Annotated in this window: 3 protein-coding genes and 2 pseudogenes; 2 read left to right on the top strand and 3 right to left on the bottom strand. The window is 62.6% G+C overall.

Annotation, left to right across the window (positions count from 1 at the left end; all coding sequences use genetic code 11):
• The coding region (locus AC1D00_RS18415) for a PAS domain-containing protein (RefSeq protein ID WP_477011631.1) at positions 1 to 1,112 on the bottom strand (1,112 nt) is incomplete at its 3' end.
• A gap of 1,370 nt (positions 1,113 to 2,482) precedes the next feature.
• On the opposite strand from AC1D00_RS18415, the gene AC1D00_RS18410 reads away from it, so the two are divergent.
• Positions 2,483 to 5,911: an adenylate/guanylate cyclase domain-containing protein gene (locus AC1D00_RS18410; protein ID WP_477011630.1), complete on the top strand. Its 3,429-nt coding sequence runs from the start codon at positions 2,483 to 2,485 to the stop codon at positions 5,909 to 5,911.
• 309 nt (positions 5,912 to 6,220) lie between these two features.
• On the opposite strand, the pseudogene AC1D00_RS18405 reads toward AC1D00_RS18410, so the two are convergent.
• A pseudogene (locus AC1D00_RS18405) lies at positions 6,221 to 6,725 on the bottom strand (methyltransferase family protein).
• A 327-nt stretch (positions 6,726 to 7,052) separates the two neighbouring features.
• On the opposite strand from AC1D00_RS18405, the gene AC1D00_RS18400 reads away from it, so the two are divergent.
• Positions 7,053 to 7,238 carry a hypothetical protein gene (locus AC1D00_RS18400; protein ID WP_135177052.1) on the top strand — a complete coding sequence of 62 codons (186 nt, stop codon included), beginning with the start codon at positions 7,053 to 7,055 and terminating at the stop codon, positions 7,236 to 7,238.
• Between the two features lie 97 nt (positions 7,239 to 7,335).
• On the opposite strand, the pseudogene AC1D00_RS18395 reads toward AC1D00_RS18400, so the two are convergent.
• Positions 7,336 to 7,443, bottom strand: a pseudogene (locus AC1D00_RS18395) (cyclase); the annotation flags it as partial.

Below are 7,443 nucleotides of genomic sequence, written 5' to 3'. Positions count from 1 at the left end.
AGCGTACGCTGGAGAAACTCCTGCAGCGTGGTGATATAGTTGTTTACGTTGATCGGTTTGGGATCGAGCGCCTGTCGTCGGGAGAACGCAAGCAATCGGCTGGTCAATGCCGCAGCTCGCTGGGCCCCACGTTTGGCATTTGCCAAGGAACGGCTTAGATTCGGCGTGGGTATCCTAGCGGCGTGCCGCTCTGCGGTCTCGATGTTGCCCAGGACGATCATCAGCAAATTGTTGAAGTCGTGCGCGATACCACCGCTCAGCTGGCCTACAGCTTCCAACTTCTGAGATGCAGCCAGTTGCTCCTGGACGCGCTTGAGTTCGTCCTCGGCTTTCCTGCGGTCGGTAACGTCGCGCGTAACCTTGGCAAATCCGACCAGGTTGCCCTGTTCGTCCGTGATGCGATCGATCACCACAGAGGCCCAGAAGCGGCTGCCGTCCTTCCGCATCCGCCAGCCCTCGGCTTCGAAACGTCCATACTCCGTTGCTACGGAAAGTGCTCGCTCCGGCACGCCAAGTTCGACATCCTCAGGTGTGTAGAAAGCGCTGAAATGGCGCCCGATGATCTCTTCGGGCATATAACCTTTGATGCGCTGCGCGCCCGGATTCCAGGTCGTCACGTTGCCCAGTGGATCCAGTTGAAAGATCGCGTAATCGATTACGGCTTCAATCAACCGGCGGTACCGGCGTTCACTATCGAGGAGGTCTTCGTGAGCCTTCTGTCGTTCAGTAATGTCCCTCGTGACTTTGGCAAATCCGATCAGTTTACCGCCTTCGTCCCGAATTGCATCCACAACGACGGAGGCCCAGAAACGACTTCCATCCTTGCGAACACGCCAGCCCTCGGAGCTGAAGCGTCCGGTTTGCGATGCAACCGTTAAAGCGCGCTGCGGAAGCCCTTTGGCACGATCCTCAGGCGTGTAAAAACCGGCAAACGATTTCCCGATAATCTCGTCCGGCGCGTAACCCTTCAACCTCCTCGCACCGGAGTTCCAGCTTCGTACGGTGCCGTCGATGTCGATGATGTAGATTGCGTAGTCGATGATAGCGTCGATGAGCAGTTGAAGGCGACGAGTATCGTCGAGCCTGTCGAGAATTGTCTGAGGAGTTTGCAAAAAGGGCTCCGTGCCGGAGTACGGGAGGTAAAATCAAACTCCCCTTGCCGCGGCCGGTTCCTGCAAATTGGGGAGCGCCGTGCCTGCGTGCTCTACGTCAAGACTTCCTCTTTGCCTCTGTCGCACCGATAGATCAGGACTGATCTTGCATTCTTCACGTTCAAGAAGCGTGATGGTGTTTTGCACTTCGGACATGCTGGTCCCAGCCGTGGAGGCTGTGTGATGCAGGTTAGAAGTATCAAAGTGGGCAAAAGGTTCCAATATTAGCTGGTTAGAGGTTTTCGCTATTAACACTGCCTTACTTGGGCTTTTCGGCTCGAATGTGCAGGACATAGAGCGTGCTCTGGGATTCGTCCGTCACGTCCATTCGCCAATCCCGGCCCGGCACCAGCTTAGGGATGATGTCTGAGTTAGGTCAACAGGCGCCGTCCTGACCGCCGCCGGTCACGTCCGGTCTGCCGCGACAACCGGACGATATCAGAGCCGGTCCGGGCTTCGCGTTCGAGCCAAGAGCCGACATTAGTGGGCGCTTCGCTAAGATCAGTTTTCGGGTCTCACGTTGGTACCACCCGTGGCACATTTAGTGCGCCAATTTGCGCTGATAACTCCATCACCGCCCGGGGGCTCCTGGCGCATAGGAACGTTTTGATCCCAAGCGCGTCCTGCAGGCGCATCGATCCTTTAGTTTCTCGTGGATCGGCCAATGGAGAAAGCACTCGCCTGCGCCATTTCGGCGCTCATTGTGGGCTTTGGTGTCTGCGTCTTTGTTGCTGGCCTGGGCTCCAGCTCGCCCGCCCTATGGACCATCGTGGGGCTAGTCCCCATTGCGATCGGACTGATAAGCGCTTTCGGTCCTTCTTGATTGGCTCGGTTACATCGGGTGGAACGACGGTTTTCTCCAGAGAGGCAACCGTGGATCTAACCGAGATCGAGCGCGCGTTCTTGAAGCAGCTGTCTCCCGAACGGTGGATCAGCACCCAGCTGTTCGATCACGAGCTCGTGGTACGCCTAGTAGAGTTTGGCTTGGTTGAGGCAATCCCCCGAACATCGGGCGACACCCAATACCGCATTACCGCAGAGGGCCCGCATGGCCTTGAGCGGATAACGGTGCAACTCACGAGCAACATGCGCTCTCCCTCGCAGAAGCTTGGGACATTCTGCCGTTAGATCAGCGCGTCTGCATTTTCCGAATCGACAGTTCATGGTCGCTCAGCCACGCGCCACGTTCAGGGGTGTACGCGTGAGCCGGTCTCCGTCGACGCTTCTGCTAGTTGCCGCGGTAGTTTTGACCGTCTGCTTCGGAGTGGCGGCCTGGCGCCTCTCTAACGAGAAGGGCATCGACGTCACTAGCCAAATTCCGCGCCAGTCCTATGGCTGGAAACCGACGTCGAGGAATTGAGCGGGCGGCACCGCGATCTGCTCTGGAGCAAGACACTTTCAGAGTTCGCCACGCACAGGCGTTCCGCGAGAACGACATCGATGCCGAGGTCCTCCTGGATCTCACGGCCGAGGATTTGATCGGGCTCGGCGTCGCCTCGATCGGCCATCGCCGCAAGCTGCTCGCCGCCATTGCCGCCCTGCGCGCCGGCTCAATGTCAGTGACCGCCCCACGCGCCGCGGAATCCGGCAAGGCCTCGCTTGCATCCGAGGCCGAGCGCCGCCAACTCACCGTGATGTTCGTCGACCTGGCCGGCTCGACCGCGCTCGCGGCGCGGCTCGATCCGGAGGAAATGGCCGAAGTGCTGCGGACCTATCAGAGYGCAGTGSCGGCCGCGATCGCGCGGTTCGAAGGGCATGTGGCGAAGTACATGGGAGATGGTGTGCTGGCCTATTTCGGCTACCCGCGCGCCCATGAGGATGAGGCCGAACGCGCGGTGCGGGCCGGCCTTGCCGCGGTCGTGGCGGTGCAGAGCCTGGGATCGGGGCACGGCGAGACGYTGGCGGCSCGYGTCGGCATCGCGACCGGGTCGGTGGTTGTCGGCGAGTTGATYGGCGAAGGCGCGGCGCGCGAGGAGACGGTGGTCGGCGATACCCCGAACCTCGCGGCGCGGCTGCAAGCCCTCGCCGAGCCGGGCACGGTGATGATCTCCGCCCGCACCCGCGAGCTCRTTGGTGGACTKTTCGAACTCGYCGAGCTCGGCCTGCAGATTTTGAAGGGGTTTCCCGTTCCGGTGCGGGCGTGGCGCGTGGTCGGAGAAGGCGCCGCCGAGAGCCGGTTCGAGGCACTGCACGGAGCAGGTCTGACGCCGCTGGTCGGTCGCGAGCATGAGATTGGCCTGCTGCTCGAGCAGTGGGAGCGCGCCAAGGAGGRGGAGGGCCAGGTGGTGCTGCTGTCGGGCGAGCCTGGCATCGGCAAGTCGCGCCTCYTGCGGGCGCTGCGCGGGCGACTTGAAGATGAGGCGCATACGGCCCTGAGCCACTACTGCTCACCGCACCATCAGACCAGCCCGCTGCATCCGGTGATCGGGCTGTTGGAGCGGGCGGCAGGATTTGCCGCGGATGACCCCGCCGCAACGCGGCTCGACAAGCTCGAGGCGYTGCTTGCGCTCTCGAGCAATGATGTCAGCGTGGTGGCCCCGCTGCTCGCAGCATTGCTGTCGCTCGAGACCGGTGCGCGCTATCCGCCGCTCGACATGAGCCCGCATCGGCAGAAGGAGCGGACGCTCGAGGTGTTGGTCGATCAGGTCCTGGGCCTCGCAGCCCACCAGCCCGTCCTGGCCCTGTACGAGGACGTGCACTGGGCCGATCCGACCTCGCTCGAGCTGCTCGATCTCCTGATCGACCGGGTGCAAGGCGCCCCCGTGCTCGTCCTCATCACCTWCCGGCCGGAGTTCGAGCCATCCTGGACGTGCTATGCCCATGTCACCGCGCTGACCCTCAGCCGGTTGAGCCGMCGTCAGGGGGCGGCCATGGTCGCGCGGCTGAGCGGCAGCAAGGCGCTCCCCCCCRCGGTGCTCGACCAGATCGTGGCCAAGACGGACGGCGTGCCGCTGTTCGTCGAGGAGCTGACGCGGACCGTGCTGGAGACAAATCTGCTCCGGGATGAGGGCGACCACTACGCGCTCGCCGGACCGCTGCCGCCGATGGCGATTCCGGCCACGCTCCAGGAGTCGCTGCTGGCCCGGCTCGACCGGCTGGCCCCGGCCCGAGAGGTCGCCCAGGTCGCGGCCGCGATTGGCCGGGAGTTCTCTCACGAACTGCTCGCGATTGCGGCGGCGCTGCCGGAGAGCGAACTGCAGGCTGCGTTGGACGACCTCGTCGGCTCGGGCCTGGTGTTCCGGCGCGGGACGCCGCCCCTGGCGACMTACAGCTTCAAGCACGCGCTCGTGCAGGACGCCGCCTATGCGACCCTGGTGCGCGCGAAGCGGCAGCGCTTGCACGCCCGGATCGCCGCCGCGCTCGAGCAGCATTTTCCAGAGACCGTGCAGGTGCAACCCGAGCTTCTGGCCCACCATTACATGAAGGCYGGGCTSGCCGAACCGGCGATCGATTATTGGCTCAGGGCGGGACGGCGAGCCATCTCCCGCTCGGCTATGGYCGAAGCGCTCGCGCAGTTGCGGAACGGGTTGGATCTGCTYGCCGGCCTGCCGGAGGCCGATCGACGGYGGCGAGAACTCGACCTTCAGGTGGCGTTGGGCGTGGCGCTAATGGCMACGCAAGGCTGGGCGGCGCCGGAAGCCGGGCGGGCCAACACCCGTGCCCGCGAGCTCTGCGAGCAGATCGGGGCCACCACSCAGCTCTGGCCCGTGCTCTACGGTCAATGGGTGTTCCACGGCGTGCGCGCCGAGCACAACGCGGCGCGCGAAGTGGCAGACGAGTTTGTACGCCGAGCGCRGGACCAACAGGAGGATTCCGTCACCTTGGTGGCTCACCGCGTCCGCGGGACCGGCGCCTTTTGGCGCGGCGAGGCAGCTGCTGCCCGTGGTGATCTGGAGCGGACGCTCGCCCTCTATGATCCGGAGCGACATCACCCGCTCGCATTTCTCTATGTGCAGGATCCTCGGGTCGCGGCGCTGTCGGGGCTGTCATGGACGTTGTTTGCGCTGGGCTATCCGGAGCAGGCCCGGGCGCGGAGCCGCGAAGCGATCGAGGCCGCCCTCAAACTCGCTCACCTCAACACGCTGGGATACGCCCTGTTGTTTGCGTCATTCTTCGAGCAGTTCCGCCGGGCCGGGCGTGAGGCGCGGGACCGAGCCGAGGCACTGGTTGAGTTGGCGATCGAGCAGAATTTTCCGCATTTCCTCGCAGCGGCGTCGACCATCCGGGGATGGGCTCTGCTCCAGTCGGGAGAGACTGACACAGGGCTGGCGCAGCTTCGGCAGGGCCTCCCAGCCTGGCAAGCCACCGGGGCCGGACTCTATGAGCCGTATTTCCTCGGCCTTCAGGCTGAGGCCCTCGGCCGTTCCGGCGCAGTGGAGGAAGGCTTGGATCTGATTGCAAAGGCGCTGGGCCGAGTGGAAGAAACCGGCGAGCGGTGGTTCGAGGCCGAGCTCCATCGGATGAAGGGCGAGCTGATGCTGCGGCTGCGGAAGGCCGATCCGGTCGCTGCGGAAGCGCGGTTTCGGCAAGCGGCGTCAGTTGCACGACAGCAGGGTGCCAAGCTGTGGGAGTTGCGTGCAACAACATGCCTTGCAGGACTGTGCAGAGAACAGGGGCGGCGTGGCGAGGCTCACGACCTCCTCAGCCCGCTCTATAGCCAGTTCACTGAGGGCTTTGGGACCCCGGATCTACAGGCTGCCAGAGCAATGCTTCGAGAGATCATTGCCAGCTCCGAGCCGAAGAACAATACCAGTAGTTGATCCAGCATAGGGGCACAGCAGTCTCTTGGCCAAGTCGCCTGGACAAGTTTTCATTCAGTCGTGGTGTGAAGCCGCTCGCCGCTGAAATGGCGGCTTAGGGTCAAAAGCTGCGGTAGGCCCTAGGCTGAACCGACGCCCGGTTTGCCCCTGGGAGCCGACATGGGACGGGCTCGAGCGAGCTTCGGCTAAGGGCTAAAACCGGAACTCAGCCAGGCAGTCACGGGGCGAGGCCGCCTAGGCGGGCTTGCTACGCTTCGCCGTCTCGCACGGCTTGTTGCAGCCGGCATCGAGCCGCTTGCAGCGATTCCTTTATGCGGCTCGCCGTGGCGTCAACCGCGGAATCCAGCGCGGCACATTAGTCCGAAAGCTCTCGTACTCCGTGCCGAATGTTTGCTTGAGCGTCGGTTCTTCGTACATCACTACAAAGAGATGAAAAAAACAGCCAGAGTAGCGCGCCGTACCAGAGGAGACGCCAGTCACCAAACAAAAGGGCCTGACCAAAAATGACTGCGACGACCGCGATGTAGATCGGATTTCGCACGTAGCGATAAAGGCCAGTCACTACGAGCTTTTGTGTCGGCGCGATCGGGGCTGGCGCCCCCAGCCCCTCCAGCGCAAAACGGGCAAATGAATCCACAAGTCCGGGCACTCCGACGATGATCAATATACCGCCGAGGATCCGGGTTAGATCGACGCCGAAAAAAGCTGGCCGAAATTCCCACTGCGTGACCCACCAGGGGACGAAGCCTGCCAGCACCAACGGCGCAATGACGAAGAACAGAGCGGAGCCCAAGACAGCAATTGCTTTCGACATTGCGTACTCCTACGACCCGACAAGAATAGCTCGGCAAATCACTTTCTGCTTCGAGCATTGAACGTGGCTCCGCAATTAGTTGTGCCGGCCGTCGAGTTCTCTTCACCTCGCTTCTAACTCGCGGCTCATCTTGTTTGCGAACGAGCTGACAAATACCTCCAGCTTCGATTGCTCTTCGCCCCGACAGGGCCGGGCGTCCGTCCCACGCTCACCTTGCCCGCCGCCGGCGGGGTTGGGGCAGGGACTATGCCCCATCGCGCCGCAATAATTTCACAGTTTGAGGAACCAATACCCATGCCCGCTGGGGGATCAGCGCATGGGGGAGCCATGACTGACAGCGAGTGGAAGGAGCGCTGGCACGAGGTCGAGCGCTTTCGATTGATGGCGCATGAAACGACAGACCCAGTGGCGGCGGCTCTGCTTCTCGATATCGTGTTGGACTTAGAAGCGGACCTGAATGAGTTGGTCGACATAGAGGCGCAAAGGCTGCCGTGGCTTGGAGCAGTGGCATGAGTGCAGGCCTCGTCGATTGATCCAGCTGGGCAGCCGCTGTCAGGCGACATGGCACACCACAGCAAAAAAATCCCGGCGCTTGGCCGGGATCGATACTTCACGCCTTGTTCGTAAACCAAATCGTTGGGGCTCCCGCCACTCCCGCATTCTGCATGGCATTCTTCAATTCAGCACTCTCCGCGAAGGCTTGCGCAGCTTCAATCGT

It is taken from the genome of Bradyrhizobium sp. P2_E8, from assembly GCF_056403875.1.
This window is presented reverse-complemented; position numbering and strand designations above follow the sequence as displayed.

Excerpts from the sequence above, each read along its gene's own strand:
- AC1D00_RS18400 (WP_135177052.1), top strand. The coding sequence starts at position 7,053 with ATGACTGACAGCGAGTGGAAGGAGCGCTGGCACGAGGTCGAGCGCTTT.